Source organism: Winogradskyella sp. (genome assembly GCF_028289625.1).
Classification (GTDB): domain Bacteria; phylum Bacteroidota; class Bacteroidia; order Flavobacteriales; family Flavobacteriaceae; genus Winogradskyella.
The window spans coordinates 1-19209 of the sequence record NZ_JANQOM010000081.1 but is presented as its reverse complement, the minus strand read 5'-3'; the positions used below and the strand labels follow the sequence as shown (position 1 = coordinate 19209).

The window sequence follows — 19209 nt, the reverse complement described above, 5'->3', positions numbered from 1 at the left end:
AACTTTCGGATATAATAATTAAAAAAAGGAACCATGATTAATGGTTCCTTTTTTGTTTTAAGATTTAACACAAAAAGCCCTTTCTAGCTTTCAAAAAATGCTAATTTTAGGAAAATCCAAATGTCATGAAAAACGCTGCCATTCTAATTGTTTCCATTTTTTTGCTCACTGCTTGCCGAACTGAACAAAAAAACAAAAAACAGTTTGTGATTTCTGGCGAACTTTCGGGAGGCTATGACGATTATATTTACCTCAATTACCCACAATTTTTAGATAGCAGCTATAAAGTCATAGATAGTGTTAAGGTCATTGATGGAAAATTTAAGTTTACAGGTGCGACACATTCACCCGTTGAAGGTTGGTTAAACTTAAGACCAAGCTCCAACATTGCTTGGCTACAAGTAGAGAATAGTAAGATAGATATTAAGGCCATCTATTCATTTCAAGGTTCTGGTGAAGATATTTACCGTATGATAAATCTAGAACAAGTTAATGGTTCCAAAAGTGACAGTATCCAAAAAGATTACCAAACGTTTTTTAAAACAAATAAAGATAAAGATAGTTTTGACTCCCTTGTAAAAGATAAAGTAGAACATATCGCCCAGATAGAAAACATGGACGCCTATGCCGGAAAATTGCTTGCAGATAATGTCGTTTTTTCTGATAGACTAAACTTAGAGGATGCTAAACATATCTTACAGCAAATCGACACTAATTATGTTGCTCCATTTGAGAGAGAACTCATAAGAAGTGGACTTAAGCGCTTAGAGCGATTCAGAGGTGGCAAACAAATCTTAGATTTGGTACTGAATGATAAAAACAGTAACACCATTAATAGTGCAGATTTTAGAGGTAAACTATTACTAATAGATTTTTGGGCATCATGGTGTGGCCCTTGTCGTGTGAAGCATCCAGAATATTTGAAATTATATAACGACTACTCAGACAGTGATTTTGAAATTCTTAGTGTGTCTCTAGATGAAGATTCTAATGATTGGCTAAAAGCCATGGAAAAAGATGAAATCACTTGGGCTAGTGTTATAGATATTGATGGTTTTGAAGGAAAAACAGCTAAAGATTACTTTCTTTATGCCATACCCTACAGTTACCTAGTTGACAAAAATGGCAACATTTTAATGCCTAATCCAACCGTCGAAGATATTAAAAGTCGTATAGAGAAAAGATATTAGTCTTTAAAAAACTAGGTATCCTGATTATAGTTTGGACTAAAAATTCCGTAAGACATAGTTAATCACTTGCTATTTAACACAATTTTAGTATTTTCACAACGCTATTAAAGAAAATCAATATCCCAATGAAAAAGTATCTTGCCATTGCACTGCTAATGATATTATGTTCTTGTAACAGCGATGACGATTCAACAACTCCTGCCGAAGATCCTTTAGTCGTTGCAGAGTTTAGAACTAATCTCTCTGAATTGAATTTATTCTCTGGAGATTTAAGTGACTTAAATATTAGCTCAAGAGCTTTTGAATATGAATTAAATACATCTTTATTTACGGATTATGCGCACAAGCAGCGTTTAATAGCATTACCAGAAAGTACATCTATGCAGTACAATGATGATGGCTTACCTATTTTCCCAGATAATACTGTTATTGCAAAAACTTTCTATTATAATGCAGATGAACGCGACTTATCATTAGGGAGAATCATCATTGAAACGCGTATATTGATTAAAATCAATGGAGATTGGGAAACAGGTGATTATAAATGGAATGACGAACAAACCGATGCGGTTTTAGATTTAAATGGCAGTACAGTACCCATAAGCTGGATTGATAGTGAAGGAGTAACCAACTCAATAAACTACAAAATTCCTTCCAATACAGACTGTTTTACCTGTCACAACACTTTCGATAATATGACGCCCATTGGTCCAAAAATCCGTAATTTAAATTTTGAGATCAACGGCTTAAATCAGTTAGATGCTTTTATTAATGACGGCAATATAACAGGAATTTCTAGTAGCTCAGAAGCCAGTAGTGTTGTTAATTGGTTAGATACTTCAGCTTCCCTGGAGGACAGAGCAAGATCTTATTTTGATATAAACTGTGCGCATTGCCATATACCTGGTGGTTTCTGCGATGATCAATCTACATTAGATTTAGCTTTTGAGACCTCTTTGGAAGATTCCCGGATTTTTGAAAGGAGAAACAGTATTTCTAATAGAATATCAGTTTATAATGAAGGCTTTAGTATGCCTTTCATCGGAACTACAATAATCCATAATGAAGGTGTTGATCTTATTCAAGCCTATTTAGATTCGCTTTAAGAATCACGTTAAATATATACTAAAGTCGGTTTCGTTTTTGAAAGATTCTTAGTAGAATCCGTACTTTCATGCAAATTTTTTAAAAACTGACATAAAGTGAGACAACTATCCATCAAATTACTTTTCGTAGTTTCAGCTTTTTTGGTGTTTTCGTGTTCTACAACTAAAAAAGCGAGTAAATCTAAAAAAACTGATGCCACAGCCATGGCAAAACCACCAGCAAAAAAGCCTGGTAAAAATGACCCAAAACCTTACAATAAAGTCATTACCAAAGATGCCAAATCCGACCAAGGGTTATTTACAGTGCATACACTAGATGACAAATTTTATTATGAAATCCCAGATTCTCTCTTCGATAGAGAAATGCTGATGGTCACAAGAATTGCCAAAACCGCTAGCGGAATTGGTTTTGGTGGAGGTAAGCAAAATACTAAGGTTTTACGTTGGCAGAGAAAAGGGAAAAAGGTAGTTTTAAGAGTCGTTTCCCACCAAGTATTTGCAGCAGATTCTTTACCTGTCCATGAAGCTGTTGTAAACTCAAATTTTGAACCTGTTTTAGCGACATTTCCTATTAAAGCTTACAGCAAAGATTCGACAAGTATAGTAATAGATGTAACCCCTTTGTTTTCTAAAGATGTTAAAGCTCTTGGTTTTCCGCAAGCTAGAAGACAATCGTACAGAATTACACGATTAGAATCGGATAAATCATTTATAGAATCCGTTAAGAGTTATCCAAGAAATATTGAAGCTAGACATGTAAAAACTTATGCTGCTGGACGACCACCATCAAACTCAAGTACTGGATCTATTTCTTTAGAGATTAATAACTCAATGATTTTATTGCCAAAAGAGCCTATGAAACGTCGTTACTTTGATCAACGTGTTGGCTGGTTTGCAAGAGGTCAAACAGATTACGGACTCGATGCGCAAGAAAGTAAAACAGTACGCTACTTAGATCGCTGGAGATTAGAAGTAAAAGATGAAGATATTGAGAAGTTTAAGCGTGGCGAACTTGTGGAACCAAAAAAACCTATTGTTTATTATATTGATAGAGCAACACCAAAAAAATGGCGTAAATATCTTAAGCAAGGCATCGAAGATTGGCAAGTGGCCTTCGAAGTAGCAGGTTTTAAAAATGCTATAATTGCTAAAGATCCGCCTACACCAGAGGAAGACTCTGAATGGTCACCAGAAGATGTACGTTACTCGGTTGTTCGTTATTTGGCTTCACCAATACCAAATGCTAACGGGCCTCACGTAAGTGACCCACGATCTGGTGAAATCCTAGAAAGCGATATAAATTGGTATCATAATGTAATGACATTATTAAGAAATTGGTTTTTTGTACAAACGGCAGCTATAAACCCTGATGCCAGAGGAGTAGCCTTTAAAGAGGAGGTCATGGGCCGTTTAATCCGTTTTGTATCTGCTCATGAAGTAGGCCATACTTTAGGATTACCTCATAATATGGGAAGCAGTTACGCATATCCTGTAGAAAAATTAAGAGACGCAGCATTTACCCAAAAATATGGAACCGCACCATCAATAATGGATTATGCGCGTTTTAATTATGTGGCGCAACCAGGCGATAATGGTGTCGCACTTATGCCTAACATTGGTCCATATGACAAACACTCTATTAATTGGGGTTATAGACCAATCTTAGATAAATCGGCTGAAGAAGAAAAACCAATTTTAGATAAATGGATTTTGGATAAAGCTGATGATCCGATGTACCACTTTGGTAGACAACAATTTGGTGTTATTGATCCAAGTGCGCAAACTGAAGACATAGGTGATGATGCCGTTTTAGCAAGTGAATATGGTATAAAAAACCTTAAACGAATTATACCTAATCTTATCGAATGGACTGCAGAAGACGGCAAAAACTATGATGATCTAGAGACCATGTACGGTCAAGTTTTAGGACAATTTAACAGATACATGGGACATGTAGCGTCAAATATTGGTGGTGTATATGAAAACTATAAAACTTATGACGAAGAAGGTGCAGTTTATACACACGTACCATCAGACCATCAGAAAGAAGCTATGCAATTTTTACAAGATCAGTTATTCACTACTCCAGAGTGGATGTTAGACACAGAGATTTTTAATAAAATTGAAAGTGCAGGTCATATAGAGCGTATTAGACGTACTCAGACACGTACGCTTAACAATATGATGGATTTTGGAAGATTACAACGCCTTGCAGAGAACGAATCAATCAATGGCGATAGTGCTTATGGTATGTATGACATGATGAAGGATCTGCGTCGTGGTGTATTCAGTGAGCTAAGAACTGGTAAGAAAATTGATATTTACAGACGTAATCTTCAACGTGCCTATATAGATCGTATGGCTTTTATTATGACTAACGAGCAGACATCTAATCTACCACCACAATTTAGACGTTTATTTGGTGGCACTCAAGTCAATGTGAGTCAGTCTGATATTAGAGCTGTTGTAAGAGCCGAACTAAAAACGTTACGTTCACAGTTAAGAAATGCTCGAGGTGGAGACGCAATGAGTAGAATCCATATTGCAGATGCATTAGAACGTATCAATACTATTTTAGATCCTAAATAAATTAGAGATCGTACAATTTAAAAAGGCTTCAAGTTAACTTGAAGCCTTTTTAGTTCTTATAGTCTGATTTTAATCTTCTCCTGTTTGTCTCAAATTATCAATATCATTTTCAATAGAAAGGATTAATAAACTTGTCGCAGTACAAAACACAGGGCTTGTGATACAGTGATGGCCATTCCAACTACCATCCCTATTCTGTATTTTCATTAAGCGTCCAGAGACGTCGTCGTACCATTTTTTCCAGTCATCATCATCATTAACTACCATGGATTCACCTGTTTGCAAGAAGCTCAAAAACTCTTCACCACCATTATTGCCAAAACCTGTCATAACCTCATTTTCTTGTGCCTTTTGTTTTGAAGCATTGTAAATATTATATGAAGACATATAACCAATAGCTTCGCTTTCAGATACGCCTATATCTTTTAAATTTTCAACGGTTACTTTATCGTCTTCTTTAAGCCTGCCTTCTTTTTTAGCCTTGGCAATAAGTTCTCTGGCTTTTCTTGCATCTTTAGCCGAGCCTCTTGCAGAATTACTCACAGAATACAATATAATCCCTGCACCATCAGTAGTCTTAACTGATTTGGATGCTTCATCATAATTGCTTTTCAAGTAATCTTTTTGACTAGTAACCACGACTTCATCTAAAGTTGCCCCAACGGATTCTGCCGATTCCAAAGCACTGGTTGCCAAGCCAGATTGTAATACACCTGCCCAACCTGCACCTGTGACTCTTCCATCCTTACCGGTTGCTCTTTGAATTTTATCTACACAAACATCCAAACATTGCTCCACTCGCTTTTTTGTAGATATATCTAGTTTCTCTTTCAGAATGTTTGAAAAAAATTGTGCAGTAAGCACTGCATCGATATTCTCACCTAATTTGGTTTGAATCTGAGTCCCTTTTTCTTTAGTAATATAATTATCATCTTTAGAAATACTTTCAACTTGTTCAAGTAAAAAGTTTAAAGCTTTTTTTAGTTGCTCCTTATGTTTTCCTTTTTTTAAGGTGCTTCCACTTCTCAGTAAAGCCATTGCCACCATAGATGTTGTTGCTGGGTCTGCATTAACAGCATGTGGATTCATTTCCCTTTGATTGTTATGACTGCCAGCACCATAACCACCGTTTTCTAATTGCGCTTTAGCTAACCAATTTAAACCATTATCCACTATAGGTTGAATATTATTCTTTAATTTGAATTTGGCATAACCCTCTGATGATTGTTCACCAAAAGTGATCATAAATACACAACCCTTTTCATTTTCGACTTCCACTCCAGCTATTGATGGCCGTTCTTGTGAAGTATTCAACGATAAAGCTATAAATACACATAGTGTTATAACTCCTGTAATTCCTAATACTACTTTTGTTCTTGATGTCATAATCTTTCGTTTTTGATTCAACTAAAAGTAGTATGCCAGATTAGAACACAGAATTTAGAATGAGTGTATTGCGTATTTGAATGAGTGAAAAAATAGTTTAGGGGAGTTTGATACTTATGACATCATGATAAGCCTCAAATTCGACCAGATTATTATGATTACCGCCTTGAACCGTAACAAAATCCATGTTATGTATTCCCAACTCAGAAAGTTTCTTTCCTGAAGTGTAAGGAACAACGTTGTCATCTGTTCCATGAATGATGGTTATTGGACATCTCGCTTCTGGCAGATATTCGTACGTTGGAAATCTATACTTTAAAAGAGGTTTAACAGGAAACATTGGAAATCGATGTTTAGCCACATCCAAAATACTATAATATGGAGTTTCTAAAATGAGTTGTTTTGGATTATTGTTTGAAGCCAGATATGATGCCAATCCTGTTCCCAAAGATCTTCCATATAAGGTGATTTCACTTTCTGAATACTGTTGCAAAAGATAATCATAACAATACTGCGCATCTTTATAAAATGCTGCTTCTGTTAGCTTCCCAGTACTTTTTCCATAAGTTCTATAATCCATGACCAAAACATCATAATTTCGGGCTACAAAATACGCTGTGATTTTTCCCCAACGACTTAAATCACCTGCGTTGCCATGAAAATAAAGTATGACACCTTTTGAATGTTCGGCTTTAAAATGAAGCGCATTTATTATGGCATCCTTGTCAGTTTCAAAAAACAGTTCTTCGAATGGATCATCGAATTGATATTGATACTCTTGCTTTAGAGTGGTTGGCAGAAACATTAATTTTTCCTGAAAAAAGTAAAGTGCAGATCCTATCATAACATATAAGACTAAGAGAAAAACAATAAGCCTTTTAAGCCTTTTTCTTTGTTTTTTTTGAAGAGTGAATGACATTAATACTGGTAGTTTCTAAATCGATGGCTTTGGGTTTGGTGTTTAAAATATCATCCAACATCTTATGATAAGATTCAAAATTATTCAAATTTTTGTGTCCACCTCCAATAACGGTATGAAGCTTAGTCAATTTAGGGTTGATTTGAGCCAATTTTACGCTAGACTTATAGGGAATTAATTTATCGTGCGTACCATGAATAATATGGATTGGGCACTGCACATATTTTAGCCATTTATAAGTCGGTAAGGGATACTTTAAGAGCAAAGATAATGGCATAAAAGGAGCATAACGCGCTGTGACCTTGGTAAGGCTGTAGTAAGGGGCATCTAAAATGAGCATCTTTGGATTATTCAACGACGCCAATTTTGTAGCAAAACCAGATCCTAATGAGCGTCCATAGAGTACAATTCTGTCTTCGGAAGTTCTTTCCTTGAGTTTATCGTAGACTTTTTGTAAGTCACGCTTTATGGCCTTTTGCGAACGCTTTCCAGTACTTTTACCAAAGCCACGATAATCTACCATCAAAACGTTGTAGCCATGTCTCGTAAAATCTACCGCAAATTTCCCCCAACCTTTAATGCTTTTTGAATTTCCTTTTAAGTATAAAACAACACCTTTACTTTCACCTTTAGGATAAAATCGCAAACCGTTAATAACAGCACCATCTCTAGTTTCTAGATTATACTCTTTGGTGACTTGATTTTCGTAATCGAACTGAAAATCCTTAGGTAGCTTCTCGGGTTTGAACAGCATATAATCTTGCAAATAGTACAAGGCAATACTAATAGTGATATATATCCCTAAAATTAGTAAAACGGTTGAGACCCAATAAGACATAGACTATTGATATTTACACAAGATACAAATTATTGATTATTATGGTTTTCGATATAATATCTTATTGGGTTATCGTTAATATAGACATTTTTTAACACGGCCTCGCCATTTTTTATAGCCACTAAGGCATAGGTGTCATTGTTTGCATTACGTTGTGTATTGTATTCTCTGTAAATGTCCTCTGCTGGTTTAGCTTTGGATTCTTCCATATAGAAACGATCAAAAGGCAACTCAAAGTTTACAGTATTTGACTTACCATTATTCCATATCACTTTTGCTTCTATATAATCTTTATCTGTACCAAGTTGATCTTTGCTCACATCATAGACTTTAGCATAACCTAAACTATCACTTTCTATATAAACCAAAATCTTTTCCCCTCTTTGCCATGTTATATCCTTACTTTCAGCAGAATCCATTTCGTAATTTAAGGTGATGTACTTACCTCTAAACGGGTCACTTGGATCTACAGGTCGTGTCTTAAATTTATAAACAGTTCCTGTTTTTAATATGTCCTCTCTATCAAAAATCATCTTAGCTGGCACAAATAATTGTACTAAAACTACAATGACGAATATTAAGAATATGTGTATCGTTTTCATACTAATGATTTAAATTTTCTGATTGAGTTCCTTTTTCTTTTTTAACATCACATAATTGGCTAAGAAGAATCCAAAACCAACAGCTACAAATAAAATACCTCTAAGTACAAAGCTCATATCGGTATCAAAAAAACGGCAGATAATAACCGCGGCAATAATCAACAACCCATAATTGAGAATACTAAATCGGAAGGTATTTGCGCCTATCTTTATAGCAAAAAGCCCTAAAACCAATAGTAGGACATTAACTAAAATTGTACTGATTATCGCGTTAGTTGTCCCTATAAAGAATATTATAGTAACTATTAAAAAAGCATATTGAAAAAGGTTGATTTTTTTGTTTTCTTCATACTTCATTGAGTACATCAGTACTATAAATGCCAGCACCAAAAATACACTTGTGATTAACATCTCTTGCGTATTCAACGCCAATGTTGCTCCTTTAAGAATTTCTTCCCAAACAACATTAAATGAAAGTATCAACAATAAAATGACTGTTCCTAATGAGCCTATTACTACAAAACTATTTCGTCTTAATTGGCGTTTACTATAAATTGGTAGCTTACCTAAGTTATAAAACACACCAAACAAAGTTACATACATCAAAAACCCTATCGGCCAATTATCCTCAATAAAAGTACCCAGAACAATGGTAAGACTTAGCACATATAACCAGTTAAAGATAGACGTTGTATTTGCTTCTGGAGATTTCTTGAGCAACCTTACATAAAATGGTGCTGTGGCCATGAGCAAAACTAAATACAACCAAGGCGTAGTGTCTTTAAAGTTAAAATTATAGCCTAGTTCACAAGCGTAGTAACTTGCAAAAACAATAACTAACACGGACACCGCATTGGAGTTAAGAAGGTAAATTAAAGGTAGTGCCAATACAGTCCATGTGAACAAAAATTGTCCTAAATCTCCTGGAATGTTATAAATCTGGCTGATAAGTGCTATTGAGGCTCCAATAGCAAAAAAAAGAAATGTACCTGAAGACTCTCTCCATGATTGACTTTTCTTCTTTAGAATGGTATATCCAGAAGCTATTTGCCCTATAAGCAATGGTAAAAATGCGAAAAGCGTTTTTATTAGTCTCGAAAAGTTATCCCAATTATGCGCCAATATTAAAATAATCCCTAAACCAATTAATGTTGCTCCTAAAACTCCGAAAACCGTGAATAATCGGTTAGGCTGACTATCCGCTTTAAATCGGTAGTACTCAGTAATGTTTGATGCCACCTCTTGAGAGATGATATTCTTCTCTAAAAGTTCTGATAAATCATTTAAAATTTTTGATTTCATAATCAACTTAGTTTAAAATTTTCAAAAAAATATCCGCAAATGGATCTTGGTCAACAACCGTATAATAAAATAGGGCGCCCAACCAACCATGCAATAAGCCCAAAGCATAAATGTTCTTTGCTTTTAAATAAATATAACCATAAAATAATGCCAATATAAAGGTCCCCAACATTAACCAAAGTGAAGGAAAATGAACAATAGAAAAGAATACTGCTGTCAGAAGAATTATAAAATTCTTTTTGAGCTTAACTTTTTTAAGGTCTTTAAGATTTCCTGCTAATAATCCTATAATTAAAAATTGCTGAATACTGCCCCAAATAGGATAGGTGATTAACACTGGAATGATATGCCATGTCAAATTAATGGTGCCCTGCACATAACCCACTATAAGGAACAGCAAAACTGAAACCATTGCAAAAGGTAGCATCAACCTTATAACGACCTTAAAATTATCCCATCGAAAACCCCAATCATTAAGTACATTACTATCCTTTTTATAGCGATAAAAAACATAAAAAGACCAAGCTAAAATCGCAACGACTACAAATGGCAATCTCCAATTAAGATAGTCCATAAAAACGAACTTCCCGATTCCTGTTAGAATAACTCCCAAGATTTCGAGCAGTTTAACTCTATCCGAAATCGGTCTAGTTAATTTTAGGGCTGAAAAATCCGTAAGGTACTTTGTTAATCTGTTTTTCATGACAAGTGAAGTTTAAAACCTCGCAGCTCTAAACCAATCTGCGAGGTTTTGGGTTACTAACTAACCAATCATCAAAACTAACTTTAGTCTTGTTTAGCTTCAACTTCCTTGTCAATATAGGCGACATCCCTAGTATTTTTCTGCACGGCAATAGCGGCGAAAAGACTCAAGGTAAAAGACATACCGTAGAATCCCTTTTCGCTTAATTCTAAATCAGCATTCCACAGACCAATAACCAACAATACAATTGCAGCGACAGTGGTAAACCAACTGATACCATAATACATTTCTGTTACCTGTATGTCTTCCAACTTATCCCGTACTGCCTTCTGAACCGATATAACAGAGAATAATCCAAATAGTAGAATAGTGAAGTAATAGCCTTTCTCATTAAGTTCCATAGAAGCATTCCATAGTCCCACACAATAGGATACCATTCCAATGAATAAAGCTGTCCATGAAGCACCAATAAAAGCAGGTGTTGGTTTTTGGTTGTAAACTTTCTTTTCCTTTTTTTTCGTTTTTACTTTTTCCTCATCCTTTATGGATACTGTTGTTTGATAATTCATAATGTTTTGCTTTAATGATTATGAGACAAAATTGAAACAAAATACGTTTTGAAAAAAACCAATTATCTCAATTAAATGACGATATTTTTATGTTATTTTTTAATTTATATATTATATTTATTAATATTTTTAATTTAAAACTGACGATTAAATGATAGCATTAAAATCAATAATCGATACCTTTAACTCAGAAGATCAACAAAAGTTTATTGCGTTTCTACAACAAAAAAACAAGCGCAAAGACACTAAGAATATAGAACTGTTCAAGCTTATGACCATACCTGCTTTAGATTCTAAATCTATTTGTAGGCAACTCTACAAGGTTGATCACTGTAATGCATACCATGCCTTAAGAAAACGTCTTTTTCAATCGTTAATTGACTTTACTGCAAATAAAAACTTAGAGGACGAAAATTCGATTGATATGAAGATCATAAAATACATCTTGGCTTCGAGGACCTATTTGCTTCAAAAAAACTATGAAATTGCCTATAAAATACTGGACAAGGCCGAACAACTCGCGGATGAGCATTTATTGTTTCCTATTCTCAATGAAATTTACCATACTAAAATTCAATATGCGCCAAACTATCCCAAAATTAACCTAGAGGACATCATATTAAAGCAAAAAGAAAATCGTGTAAAACATCAATTAGAAGATCAATTGAATATCGTCTACGCAAAACTAAAAGCAGTACTCAATACTTTTGTTTATAAAGGTGAAGCATTAGATTTTGAAAAAGAACTCGAGTCAATTCTGTCGGATTACAATATTCAACTCAATGAGTCGCTTTCTTTTAAATCGCTTTATCAAATTTTGGCCATTGTTAATATCTCCGCCTTGGTTAAACTGAATTACTTTGAAATCGAAAGTTTTGTTCTTAAAAGTTATAACATACTTAAAGAAAAAGAGGACACCAACAAACAGTTATACTATAAAATACATATCGTTTACATTATTGCAAACACACTTTTTAGAAATAAAAAATTTGAAGCATCACTTCGATATATCAGGGAAATGGAAGAACTCATGTCCTTAAAAAAAGGGATTTATCACAAAGAATTTATTTTAAAGAAAACTTTAGTCGAGGCTCTTAACTATAATTATACAGAGTCGCAAGATAAAGCCATTATGCTAGTTGAGGGTATTATTAAGAAAAAACATCATGATATTGAGTCGCTTTTGGACTTACATTTATCGCTGCTAATGTTTTACTTTCAGCAAGAAGATTTTCCAAGTGCAAAATCGGTTCTTTCAAAATTTTATCATACCGATAAATATTATATTGAAAAAGCCGGTATTGATTGGGTGATTAAGAAAAACCTTGCCGAGATTTTGCTTTACGCAGAAATTAAAGATGAGGACTTACTACAGTCGAGATTAAAAAGTTTTAAACGTAGCTATACGCCCTATTTGAAAGATACTAATCAAGATAGAATCCTAAAATTTCTCAGCTTTTCTGAACAACTGTACAATCATCCCGATTTAGTAAAAAATGAAGATTTTGCGAAAAAACTAAAATCAACTTTCGAAAAAACGTCCGCTAAATCAGAAGACATCTTTGTGATCAGTTTTTATGCTTGGCTAAAAAATAAAGTTGAAAGCAAAACACTTTACCAGACAACCTTAAAACTTATAAAATCATAGTGATTTACAATTTAAAATTCACTTTTTAAATAAAATTACTATTTTAGTAGCTGAAATTACTAAACAATCCACCATGAAAAAAATAATTACACTTTGCTTATTTGTTTTTGCCTTATTCTTAGGAACTGGATTTATGAGTGCACAAAGTGAACTTGAAATTAATAAAGAAGCTGCTAGACAAACCGAAGCCCTTAGAAAGGTTATAAAACTTAAGGATAACCAAATGGATTTAGTTTATGAAGTTTATAAAGCATATGGTAAAGCTCATGCGAGTTTAGTTAATTCTGAAACTGTGACTGACAAAGCTGTTGAAAAGCTCAAAAAAAACTTTATGGATAAAATGGAATCTGTTTTAAATGAGGAGCAATTTGAGAATTATAAAGCCTATATCAAAGAACAACAATAGCATATACAACCTTAAAACAGAAAAGCTTCGTAATTAACGGAGCTTTTTTTGTTACAACGCTTTTGCCACTTCTTCAACAGCAGCAATGGTTTCATTTAAATCTTGATACGTTAAAGCGTCTGTAACAAACCATGATTCAAAAGCACTGGGTGCAATATAGACACCTTTAGTAAGCATGCCATGAAAAAACTTTTTAAACGTTTCATTATTTCCTTTTGCAGCACTTTCAAAATCCACTACGGCATCTTTTGCAAAATGAACTGATATCATAGAGCCTATTCTATTGATAGTATGTGTTATGTTATTTTTACTTAAAGCATCAGCAATACCGTTATGAAGATATTTCGTCTTTTCTTCTAATCTGTTCATTAGTCCCTTATCGTTATCTATAGCTTTCAACATAGCCAGACCAGCTGCCATAGCCAGTGGATTTCCACTCAAAGTTCCAGCCTGATAAATAGGACCTAAGGGTGCCAGATGATTCATAATTTCATTTCTTGACGCAAATGCACCAACAGGTAACCCACCGCCAACAACTTTTCCGAAACATACAATATCTGCATTAACGTTTTTTAATTCCTGAACTCCACCTTTTGCTAATCTAAATCCTGTCATTACCTCATCGAAGATGAGAAGGATATTGTTTGTATCACAAAGTGTTCTTAAACCGTCTAAAAATCCTTCAACTGGTGGGATACAACCCATATTTCCTGCAACAGGCTCAATAATGATTGCCGCTATTTCACTAGGATTGGCTGAAACAAGTTCTTTTACATTGTCAATATCATTGTATGTAGCCAATAATGTATCTTTAGCTGTACCTTGCGTTACACCAGGACTATTTGGTGTTCCAAAGGTTACGGCACCACTTCCTGCTGCGATTAAAAAAGAATCGCTATGGCCATGATAGCAGCCTGCAAATTTTATGATTTTATCCTTCTTAGTAAAACCCCTTGCTAAGCGAATGGCACTCATACAAGCCTCCGTACCAGAATTGACGAAACGAATCTTATCAATATTGGGCACCATGGATACAGCCAATTCCGCAATCTCTGTCTCTAAAGCAGTTGGCATTCCAAACGAAGTGCCTTTCCTTGTTTTTTCAACAACCGCTTCAACTACAGGTGGAAATGCATGACCCAATAACATTGGGCCCCAAGAGTTGATATAATCAATGAATCGATTGTCATCTTCATCATAGACATAAGCACCTTTAGCTGATTTAGCAAAAAGAGGAGTCCCTCCTACTGCTTTAAATGCTCTTACTGGTGAATTGACACCGCCTGGTATCACCTTCTGCGCTTCCTTAAACAAAGCACTACTTCTTTGATATAACATAAATTAGTTTGGAATCATTATTTCCTGACCTAAGGCTAGGTCATTAGAATTGAGGTTATTTAATTCTTTAATCGCTTCAACTGTTGTATTGTAACGCTTGGCTAATGAGTATAGCGTGTCGCCTTTCTCAATGATATACCTAATTACGCCACTATTAACACGTACTATTGCAACTTCATTATTCCCTAGGACTTCCTCATCGTATTTATAAAGCTCGTACCGCTCAATGAGACTTATAAGTTTTTGCGGATACTTTCTATCAGTTGCGTAACCTGCTTTTTTCAAACCTCTCGCCCAACCTTTATAGTCATTGGGTTTTAATTTGAATAAATCCGCATAGCGTCTTCTGCCTGTCAAAAATTCAGAGTGATCCTTATAAGATAACTCTGCTTTCTTATACTTTCTGAAACATTCTTGAGAGCGATCATCATCATGATATATTTTGGCACCCTTCCATCCATGGCATTTAATACCAAAATGGTTATTAGCCTCAACGGCCAATCTACCTTTTCCCGATCCCGACTCTAAAATGCCTTGTGCCAAGGTAATACTAGCAGGTATCTTAGAACTTCGCATTTGTTGTTTTGCAATTTCGGCATATAAGACAATATAGTTATCTGTTGATGAAGGTGCTTTTACTGTCACTTCTTTTTCGACTTTATCATCAGAAGGTTCTGTTTTAATCACCTTTTCCGTTTCTGTTTCTTTTTTTTGGTCCTTTTCTTTTGTTATGATGCCTTTTTTGGGACCACAACCCAAAACAAATACCAGTAAAATCAACGCAATATGCTTAATTCTTAAATTCATTCTATTTGGAGCCAACCCTTTTGCTTTAGTTTTAAATTCATACCTTCAATACCCTGTAATCCACCTGTATGGATCGCTAATATTTTTGATTGCTTCGGAAAAAAGTCTTTTGCCATCAAATCAAAAATGCCATACATCATTTTGCCTGTATAAACAGGATCTAAAGGCACGTCGTAATTTTTCTTAAACCTATTGATAAACGCTACCAGTTCTGGCTTTATTTTACCATAACCTCCAAAATGATAGTCGTTAATCAAATCCCAATTTTCCTTTGTTGCAAATCTACGAATATCTTGTCTTAAAAAGTCATCTTTTAATGCTGGAAAACCGAGTATTTTTTGATTCCCTCCGGATGTGTTTATTAATCCAGAAATCGTACCACCAGTACCTACACAGCAACAAATAAAATCAAACCTATAATCATTCTTTTGAAGTATTTCCTCACAACCTTTTACAGCCAATGCATTTGTGCCTCCTTCTGGGATTAAATAAAAACTTCCGAATTCTGATTTAAGTTTATCCAAGAATTCCTCTTCAGCTTTTTGTCTATAGCTTTCTCTAGAAATAAACTTGAATTGCATACCATTAGAATGTGCAAACTTCAAAGTTGGATTAACTTCAACTTCGGATTCCAATTCGTTACCTCTTATGAGACCTATGGTCTTGAAACCAGAAATTTTCCCTGCATAAGCTGTAGCAGCTATATGGTTAGAATAAGCTCCTCCAAAAGTCAAAAGGGTGTTTTGCCCTTTATACTTAGCTTCTTCAAGATTATACTTAAGTTTTCTGTATTTATTTCCAGAGATAAACGGATGAATTAAATCCTCACGCTTTACATAAAGGCTGACGCCCTTATCATTTTCAATAGGTATATTTTGAACTTTAGATAATTTTAAATCCTCCATTTATTTTAAAAATAATGTCTGAAATTCCAAAAAGGCCTCGATTTCAAATAAGCAAGGTCTTTCTCATTTCCATAAGCTTCGCGTTCAAAAGAAATATTTCTATAGGCTGACCTCCATTTTCTGCATTGCAATAATCGGAATAAAAACTCCAATCCATAAATAACAAAAAAAGGAATAATGAATAATTCTAGCTGTTGCTTTAAATGAATCTTTTCGTGATTAACTAAAACCGTATTCCATTTTAAACTTTCATGCTTCAAAAACATAAAAGGGAAAATGGTCACTCCTAAGTAGCCTTTAGGCACAATATATTTTGAAATCAATATCATAATAAACCTCAATTCAAAAATCAATCTATTCTCATTTTCACGAATATAACAGTCCATAAGTAACCTTGACTCACTCCAAGAAATCTTTTCTCGAATTTACGTTATCTTTGTATAACATGAAGAAGTATGTCCCAATAGAGGAAGGTGATTACTATTTAACACCTGAAGGTTATCGCTGTTTTACAGAACAATATCATTTAAAAAGAGGCTATTGCTGCGAAAGCGGATGCAGGCATTGCCCATATGGTTTTAGCAAGGATAAATTAAAAAAGTCGTAATGCAACTGACGGAATTATCATTTAAAGATCAAATTTTGAAAGGTATCCCTGAGGCTTTACCCCAACCAAAGCCTTATGACCCAAGTATAAATCATGCCCCAAAACGAAAGACCATACTATCGCCTGAAGAGGAAAAACTAGCACTTAAAAATGCCTTGCGCTACTTTGATCAAAAACATCATGAAGTCTTATTGCAAGAGTTTAAAAAAGAGCTAGATACTTATGGTCGTATCTACATGTATCGATTTAGACCAGACTATAAAATGTACGCTAGATCGATTGATGATTATCCAGCAAAATCCAAACAAGCCGCAGCGATTATGCTGATGATTCAAAATAATTTGGATTATGCCGTAGCACAACATCCTCAAGAGTTGATTACTTATGGCGGAAATGGAGCTGTATTTTCCAATTGGGCACAGTACAGATTAACCATGAAATATCTCGCCGAGATGACTAATGAGCAAACGCTTGTTATGTATTCAGGACATCCCATGGGCTTATTTCCTTCGCATAAAGAAGCGCCAAGGGTTGTAGTCACGAATGGCATGATGATTCCAAATTATTCTAAACCCGATGACTGGGAAAAGTTTAATGCATTAGGAGTCACACAATACGGTCAAATGACAGCTGGAAGCTATATGTACATAGGCCCTCAAGGCATCGTGCATGGCACCACGATAACGGTTTTAAACGGCTTCAGAAAGATTGGCAAATCACCAAAAGGACATCTCTTCGTTACATCTGGCTTGGGAGGTATGTCTGGCGCTCAACCAAAAGCTGGTAATATTGCTGGCTGTATTACGGTTTGTGCTGAAGTAAATCCTAAAATCACTCAGGTTCGACTAGACCAAGGCTGGATTGACGAAAAAATCACGGATTTAGATGAACTTGTTGCAAGAGTCAAAGAAGCAAAATCAAGAAAGGAAACCGTCTCTATTGCTTATTTAGGCAATGTTGTTGATGTATGGGAAAAATTCGATGAAGCTAATATTCAAATAGATTTAGGAAGTGATCAAACTTCGCTTCATAACCCTTGGGCTGGCGGTTATTATCCTGTAGGCTTATCTTTTGAAGCCTCTAATGAAATAATGGCCAATGACCCAGAAAAATTCAAAGAAAAAGTGCAAGAGAGTTTAAGACGTCATGCCAAAGCTATAAACCAACATACAGCAAGAGGCACCTATTTCTTTGATTATGGTAATGCTTTTCTGCTTGAAGCCTCACGTGCAGGTGCAGATGTCATGTCAGATAAACAGGAATTGGGAAGAGAATTCAGATACCCTAGCTATGTACAGGATATCATGGGACCCATGTGTTTCGACTATGGTTTTGGCCCTTTCCGATGGGTTTGTGCTTCAGGAAAACCTGAAGACTTAGCCAGAACAGATGAAATCGCTTGTGAGGTTTTGGAAGAGATTATGAAGAATTCGCCTAAAGAAATTCAGCAGCAAATGGCTGATAATATCCAATGGATAAAAGGTGCCCAAGACAATAAGTTAGTTGTGGGGTCACAAGCAAGAATTTTATATGCTGATGCTGAAGGCCGAGTGAAAATTGCCGAAGCATTCAATCAAGCAATTTCTAAAGGTGACATTAATGAGGTAATACTGGGAAGAGATCATCACGACGTTTCTGGGACTGATTCTCCTTATCGAGAAACCAGCAATATTTATGATGGCTCTCGTTATACAGCAGATATGGCCATTCACAATGTTATTGGCGATAGTTTTAGAGGTGCTACTTGGGTGAGTATTCATAACGGAGGAGGTGTTGGATGGGGAGAGGTTATAAATGGTGGATTCGGCATGGTTCTTGATGGTACTAAAGAAGCATCCAATCGATTAAAACAGATGTTATTTTGGGATGTTAATAATGGTATCTCAAGACGAAGTTGGGCTAGAAATGAAGGTGCGATTTTTGCAATAAAACGTGCTATGCAAGCAGAACCCAACCTAAAAGTTACGTTGCCCAATCAAGTCGATGATAGTTTATTAGAAACAATTTAAAAAAAATGATATGAAGAAATTACTCAAATTTACACCGATTTTAGTGTTTGCCATCCTTCTATCGTCTTGTAGTTCTGTACGTGTTGCAGCCGATTATGATAAGGATGCAAATTTTGACCAATACAAAACCTTTGCTTTCTTTAAGCCGGGAATTGATAAAGCTGAGATTAGCGATATAGATAAACGTAGAATCCTTAGAGCCATTGAAGCAGAACTTCTGGCTAAGGGCATGACCAAATCCGAAAACCCAGATATGCTAGTGAGTATTTTTACCGAGTCTAACCA

The 19209-nt window shown here is 35.1% G+C and carries 19 protein-coding genes; 8 read left to right on the top strand and 11 right to left on the bottom strand.

What is annotated here, in order from left to right; translation table 11 throughout:
* Positions 1–125: 125 nt before the first annotated feature.
* From Q0992_RS15205 to Q0992_RS15195, 3 genes are all read left to right on the top strand, one after another.
* Positions 126–1190: a TlpA disulfide reductase family protein gene (locus Q0992_RS15205; protein WP_299526361.1), complete on the top strand. Its 1065-nt coding sequence runs from the start codon at positions 126–128 to the stop codon at positions 1188–1190.
* Positions 1191–1315: 125 nt separating this feature from the next.
* A complete protein-coding gene (locus tag Q0992_RS15200; protein ID WP_299526358.1) occupies positions 1316–2296 on the top strand; it encodes a hypothetical protein in 981 nt (326 codons plus the stop codon).
* Between the two features lie 204 nt (positions 2297–2500).
* On the top strand, positions 2501–4885 hold the full coding sequence (locus Q0992_RS15195) for a zinc-dependent metalloprotease (protein ID WP_299526407.1): 2385 nt from the start codon (positions 2501–2503) through the stop codon (positions 4883–4885).
* Between the two features lie 69 nt (positions 4886–4954).
* Here Q0992_RS15195 and Q0992_RS15190 read toward each other — a convergent pair whose 3' ends face one another.
* The 7 genes from Q0992_RS15190 to yiaA form a co-directional block, all read right to left on the bottom strand.
* On the bottom strand, positions 4955–6271 hold the full coding sequence (locus tag Q0992_RS15190; RefSeq protein WP_299526355.1) for a hypothetical protein: 1317 nt from the start codon (positions 6269–6271) through the stop codon (positions 4955–4957).
* A gap of 97 nt (positions 6272–6368) precedes the next feature.
* Positions 6369–7115 (bottom strand): alpha/beta hydrolase, encoded by a 747-nt coding sequence (locus tag Q0992_RS15185; protein ID WP_299526352.1) that lies wholly within the window; start codon positions 7113–7115, stop codon positions 6369–6371.
* Positions 7116–7149: 34 nt separating this feature from the next.
* Positions 7150–8028 (bottom strand): alpha/beta fold hydrolase, encoded by an 879-nt coding sequence (locus Q0992_RS15180; RefSeq protein ID WP_299526349.1) that lies wholly within the window; start codon positions 8026–8028, stop codon positions 7150–7152.
* Positions 8029–8057: 29 nt separating this feature from the next.
* Complete coding sequence (locus Q0992_RS15175) at positions 8058–8630, bottom strand: GDYXXLXY domain-containing protein (protein WP_299526347.1); 573 nt, start codon at positions 8628–8630, stop codon at positions 8058–8060.
* 9 nt (positions 8631–8639) lie between these two features.
* Positions 8640–9932, bottom strand: coding sequence for a DUF2157 domain-containing protein (locus tag Q0992_RS15170; protein ID WP_299526344.1), 1293 nt, complete (start codon positions 9930–9932; stop codon positions 8640–8642).
* Between the two features lie 7 nt (positions 9933–9939).
* Entirely contained in the window at positions 9940–10635 is a 696-nt protein-coding gene (locus tag Q0992_RS15165) for a CPBP family intramembrane glutamic endopeptidase (RefSeq protein ID WP_299526342.1), read from the bottom strand.
* Between the two features lie 83 nt (positions 10636–10718).
* Positions 10719–11204: an inner membrane protein YiaA gene (yiaA, locus tag Q0992_RS15160; protein WP_299526339.1), complete on the bottom strand. Its 486-nt coding sequence runs from the start codon at positions 11202–11204 to the stop codon at positions 10719–10721.
* Between the two features lie 151 nt (positions 11205–11355).
* On the opposite strand from yiaA, the gene Q0992_RS15155 reads away from it, so the two are divergent.
* Positions 11356–12852, top strand: a complete 1497-nt coding sequence (locus Q0992_RS15155; protein WP_299526337.1) for a hypothetical protein — start codon at positions 11356–11358, stop codon at positions 12850–12852.
* Positions 12853–12925: 73 nt separating this feature from the next.
* Positions 12926–13258 carry a hypothetical protein gene (locus Q0992_RS15150; protein ID WP_299526334.1) on the top strand — a complete coding sequence of 111 codons (333 nt, stop codon included), beginning with the start codon at positions 12926–12928 and terminating at the stop codon, positions 13256–13258.
* A gap of 51 nt (positions 13259–13309) precedes the next feature.
* On the opposite strand, the gene hemL is transcribed toward Q0992_RS15150, so the two are convergent.
* The 4 genes from hemL to Q0992_RS15130 are packed head-to-tail and all read right to left on the bottom strand — an operon-like array spanning position 13310 to position 16694.
* Positions 13310–14596 carry a glutamate-1-semialdehyde 2,1-aminomutase gene (gene hemL / locus Q0992_RS15145; RefSeq protein ID WP_299526331.1) on the bottom strand — a complete coding sequence of 429 codons (1287 nt, stop codon included), beginning with the start codon at positions 14594–14596 and terminating at the stop codon, positions 13310–13312.
* Between the two features lie 3 nt (positions 14597–14599).
* On the bottom strand, positions 14600–15403 hold the full coding sequence (locus Q0992_RS15140; protein ID WP_299526328.1) for a glucosaminidase domain-containing protein: 804 nt from the start codon (positions 15401–15403) through the stop codon (positions 14600–14602).
* Positions 15400–16308 (bottom strand): 1-aminocyclopropane-1-carboxylate deaminase/D-cysteine desulfhydrase, encoded by a 909-nt coding sequence (locus Q0992_RS15135; protein ID WP_299526325.1) that lies wholly within the window; start codon positions 16306–16308, stop codon positions 15400–15402. The genes Q0992_RS15140 and Q0992_RS15135 overlap by 4 nt, the downstream gene beginning before the upstream one ends.
* Before the next feature lie 5 nt (positions 16309–16313).
* Entirely contained in the window at positions 16314–16694 is a 381-nt protein-coding gene (locus Q0992_RS15130; RefSeq protein ID WP_299526322.1) for a hypothetical protein, read from the bottom strand.
* 59 nt (positions 16695–16753) lie between these two features.
* On the opposite strand from Q0992_RS15130, the gene Q0992_RS15125 reads away from it, so the two are divergent.
* The 3 genes from Q0992_RS15125 to Q0992_RS15115 all read left to right on the top strand — a co-directional run.
* On the top strand, positions 16754–16915 hold the full coding sequence (locus tag Q0992_RS15125) for a DUF5522 domain-containing protein (RefSeq protein WP_299526320.1): 162 nt from the start codon (positions 16754–16756) through the stop codon (positions 16913–16915).
* The gene (locus Q0992_RS15120) at positions 16915–18924 is read left to right on the top strand and encodes a urocanate hydratase (RefSeq protein WP_299526318.1); all 2010 of its coding nucleotides are present in this window, start codon (positions 16915–16917) and stop codon (positions 18922–18924) included. The genes Q0992_RS15125 and Q0992_RS15120 overlap by 1 nt, the downstream gene beginning before the upstream one ends.
* A 10-nt stretch (positions 18925–18934) precedes the next feature.
* Positions 18935–19209, top strand: a 275-nt coding sequence (locus Q0992_RS15115; protein WP_299526316.1) for a DUF4136 domain-containing protein, incomplete at its 3' end; no start/stop codon positions are given.

Excerpts from the sequence above, each read along its gene's own strand:
- Q0992_RS15165 (WP_299526342.1), bottom strand. The coding sequence starts at position 10,635 with ATGAAAAACAGATTAACAAAGTACCTTACGGATTTTTCAGCCCTAAAA.
- Q0992_RS15170 (WP_299526344.1), bottom strand. The coding sequence starts at position 9,932 with ATGAAATCAAAAATTTTAAATGATTTATCAGAACTTTTAGAGAAGAAT.
- Q0992_RS15195 (WP_299526407.1), top strand. The coding sequence starts at position 2,501 with ATGGCAAAACCACCAGCAAAAAAGCCTGGTAAAAATGACCCAAAACCT.
- Q0992_RS15180 (WP_299526349.1), bottom strand. The coding sequence starts at position 8,028 with ATGTCTTATTGGGTCTCAACCGTTTTACTAATTTTAGGGATATATATC.
- Q0992_RS15125 (WP_299526320.1), top strand. The coding sequence starts at position 16,754 with ATGAAGAAGTATGTCCCAATAGAGGAAGGTGATTACTATTTAACACCT.
- Q0992_RS15130 (WP_299526322.1), bottom strand. The coding sequence starts at position 16,694 with ATGGACTGTTATATTCGTGAAAATGAGAATAGATTGATTTTTGAATTG.
- yiaA (WP_299526339.1), bottom strand. The coding sequence starts at position 11,204 with ATGAATTATCAAACAACAGTATCCATAAAGGATGAGGAAAAAGTAAAA.
- Q0992_RS15135 (WP_299526325.1), bottom strand. The coding sequence starts at position 16,308 with ATGGAGGATTTAAAATTATCTAAAGTTCAAAATATACCTATTGAAAAT.
- Q0992_RS15200 (WP_299526358.1), top strand. The coding sequence starts at position 1,316 with ATGAAAAAGTATCTTGCCATTGCACTGCTAATGATATTATGTTCTTGT.
- Q0992_RS15150 (WP_299526334.1), top strand. The coding sequence starts at position 12,926 with ATGAAAAAAATAATTACACTTTGCTTATTTGTTTTTGCCTTATTCTTA.
- Q0992_RS15205 (WP_299526361.1), top strand. The coding sequence starts at position 126 with ATGAAAAACGCTGCCATTCTAATTGTTTCCATTTTTTTGCTCACTGCT.
- Q0992_RS15155 (WP_299526337.1), top strand. The coding sequence starts at position 11,356 with ATGATAGCATTAAAATCAATAATCGATACCTTTAACTCAGAAGATCAA.
- Q0992_RS15140 (WP_299526328.1), bottom strand. The coding sequence starts at position 15,403 with ATGAATTTAAGAATTAAGCATATTGCGTTGATTTTACTGGTATTTGTT.
- Q0992_RS15185 (WP_299526352.1), bottom strand. The coding sequence starts at position 7,115 with ATGATAGGATCTGCACTTTACTTTTTTCAGGAAAAATTAATGTTTCTG.
- hemL (WP_299526331.1), bottom strand. The coding sequence starts at position 14,596 with ATGTTATATCAAAGAAGTAGTGCTTTGTTTAAGGAAGCGCAGAAGGTG.
- Q0992_RS15120 (WP_299526318.1), top strand. The coding sequence starts at position 16,915 with ATGCAACTGACGGAATTATCATTTAAAGATCAAATTTTGAAAGGTATC.
- Q0992_RS15175 (WP_299526347.1), bottom strand. The coding sequence starts at position 8,630 with ATGAAAACGATACACATATTCTTAATATTCGTCATTGTAGTTTTAGTA.
- Q0992_RS15190 (WP_299526355.1), bottom strand. The coding sequence starts at position 6,271 with ATGACATCAAGAACAAAAGTAGTATTAGGAATTACAGGAGTTATAACA.